5 protein-coding genes are annotated in these 2,130 nt (G+C 55.4%); 4 read left to right on the forward strand and 1 reads right to left on the reverse strand.

The annotated features are described in order from the left end of the window. The first annotated feature begins 28 nt into the window (after positions 1-28). Positions 29-283, forward strand: coding sequence for a hypothetical protein (locus QZY01_RS01590; RefSeq protein ID WP_294532561.1), 255 nt, complete (start codon positions 29-31; stop codon positions 281-283). A gap of 1 nt (position 284) precedes the next feature. Beyond that, on the forward strand, positions 285-695 hold the full coding sequence (locus tag QZY01_RS01595; RefSeq protein ID WP_294532563.1) for a hypothetical protein: 411 nt from the start codon (positions 285-287) through the stop codon (positions 693-695). On the opposite strand, the gene QZY01_RS01600 is transcribed toward QZY01_RS01595, so the two are convergent. Continuing rightward, positions 682-888 (reverse strand): hypothetical protein, encoded by a 207-nt coding sequence (locus tag QZY01_RS01600; protein WP_294532564.1) that lies wholly within the window; start codon positions 886-888, stop codon positions 682-684. The two genes, QZY01_RS01595 and QZY01_RS01600, sit on opposite strands and share 14 nt — an antisense overlap. 192 nt (positions 889-1,080) lie before the next feature. On the opposite strand from QZY01_RS01600, the gene QZY01_RS01605 reads away from it, so the two are divergent. Continuing rightward, a complete protein-coding gene (locus tag QZY01_RS01605; protein WP_294532566.1) occupies positions 1,081-1,854 on the forward strand; it encodes a transcription termination/antitermination NusG family protein in 774 nt (257 codons plus the stop codon). Positions 1,855-1,943: 89 nt separating this feature from the next. Next, positions 1,944-2,130, forward strand: a 187-nt coding sequence (locus QZY01_RS01610) for a hypothetical protein (protein WP_294532568.1), incomplete at its 3' end; no start/stop codon positions are given.

Consider the following 2,130-nt stretch of genomic DNA (forward strand, 5'->3'; position numbering starts at 1 on the left):
CAATTCGGGAGAGCCAGACGATGCTTACATGATCGGCTTCGACGCCCGAAGCGGGACCAGAATCGCCATCGGCGATCAGAAAGCCTGCCTTTATCGCGTTCGCCAGATCCGTGGAAAAGACGTCGTCTGGCTCACGCCGGACGAGTGCGCTGCGCTATTCGCCCAATGCGAAGGCTTCAAAAGCATCGCGGCCATCAAGAACATGTTCCCCGGCGCTGAGATCATCGATAAATATCCTGGAGAGCCGGCGAAGGCGGATGGCCTGGTTGGAGAGGTTGCCTAAAATGACCAATATCGATCTTTCAGAATCTGACGCCGTATCAGCGATTGACGCTCTTTTAGCTTCTCACCCATCGCTCGGATGGTGGGGCATCGACGTCCCGGAGGGCGTCAAGCGCCATGATCTAGCCCAATCGCGTGTATCTCTTAGAGCTTGCTGGAGGGAGTTTGTAATTGCTTGCAAATATGCAGATTTGTTGTCCCCAAGAAATTCGATAAATAGAAGCCATAATAGCTATGGTCTGAAGCATCGTGCGGAACAATTATGCGGAGACGGCAATCTTGGCGGGTATGTCGGTAACGGAGCTATGATCGCGGCAATGTTATACAAAGGCTTTAAATACGAAAGCCTTAAAAATGAATTTGGATATGCTTATTTCAATATATCGAGCAGAAACGTTCCTAGCGCTTTTTAGAAAGTTCAGGCTGAAAATCGCCTCGGTCGCACGCACCCAAGCCGCCCAACTGGGCGGCTTTTTTATTGCCGTTTAACCTGTCGATCTGCCGCGCCAATGTGCCGCGCATGTGCCGCAATGTGCCGCAAGCATAAGCTACACAATAAGCATTTTGCGGCACATCGCGGCAGGAGCGCGGCACATTGCGGCACATTTTTTCGCGCCTGAAATAGCTAATAAGCTCCTGTTTTTATTTTACTTTTCGCACCCTTGCGGCACATTGCGGCAGGTAAGTTGTCTATTTCTGCCTAATGTAAATTAAATAATTGTGCTTTTCCGGTAACAGTGTGACATGAAAAGCATAATTATTTAATTAGTAATGGAGAAGTACCCGAAAACGCCTCCAATGTGCCGCGCTGCGGAACGCGGGCCACGCTCTGACGGCAAGCGCGCGGTTGAAAACTCCTGGCGTCGTCCAGCATCATGCCGCCAGGCTCTTGACGCCTCCCGATCAAATCATGGATATTTTCAGCGCATCATCCGTCGCGCAGGACGTCCAGCAAGGACGCCGCCGATGCAAATTGAAACTGCTTCAGACCGACCACAAACTGCCCACGTCGCTCATTCCAGCGCCTGGTTCGTGATCGAGGCGACGGAGAACGGCGGCGACAAGGCGCAACTCGCCCTCGCCGTCGCCGGCCTGACGATTTGGCGTCCGTTCGACGTGCGGCGCGACCCGACGCGCGGTCGCAACGGAAAGCCAAGGCGCGACATTCGCACGGCGCGATTCGGTCGGTATTTTTTCATCCGATGCACGATGACCGATGACCTGGCGGCGGCTGTGCGATCGACCACGGGCGTCGCCGACATTCTCGGCGCCAAGGGCAGCGGAACGCCGATTCCGGTCTCGGACGATCAGATCGACTGGCTCAAGGCGCACCGCCCCGAGGACAGGACGACGGAGCATCTGCCACGGCTCAAGGACCGCATCCGGATCAAGGAAGGATCCTTCGCTGGCTTTGAGGGCATCGTGACGGCGGTTGACAGAAAAGGCGTTCTCAAGGTAGAGATTGAAATATTCGGTCGTCCTTCTCCGATTATCGTTGAGAGTGGACACGTCGAGATCGTCTTTAGGGCCAAGCCCAGTGCGATATCGGCCTATGCCCACAAGGCTGCTTGAGGTGGCCTTGTGCCGCGCACACACAAAATTCCGTCCATTTCGCCGCCTGTTCGAACAGGCGGCATTCTGCGTTTGGTGGGTAGAGACGGATGCAGATTATCGTCACCTTCAACGCAAAGGCGTTGGATCAGGCTATCGCCGGTCTCGACGCGGCAGGGCAGGGCGCGTTCCGCACGCAGCTCGCCGGGGCGATCAATACTGTCGGCCATGCTGTTCATGAAGCCATCATCCCGCCGATGATGACGCAGACGGGGTTGACGACGGGGACGATCCCGC

The sequence above is a fragment of the uncultured Rhodoblastus sp. genome (assembly GCF_903903185.1).
Lineage (GTDB): Bacteria > Pseudomonadota > Alphaproteobacteria > Rhizobiales > Beijerinckiaceae > Rhodoblastus.

Coding starts and splice junctions, on each gene's coding strand:
- QZY01_RS01590 (WP_294532561.1), top strand. CDS start 29: ATGATCGGCTTCGACGCCCGAAGCGGGACCAGAATCGCCATCGGCGAT.
- QZY01_RS01595 (WP_294532563.1), top strand. CDS start 285: ATGACCAATATCGATCTTTCAGAATCTGACGCCGTATCAGCGATTGAC.
- QZY01_RS01600 (WP_294532564.1), bottom strand. CDS start 888: ATGTGCCGCAATGTGCCGCGCTCCTGCCGCGATGTGCCGCAAAATGCT.
- QZY01_RS01605 (WP_294532566.1), top strand. CDS start 1,081: ATGTGCCGCGCTGCGGAACGCGGGCCACGCTCTGACGGCAAGCGCGCG.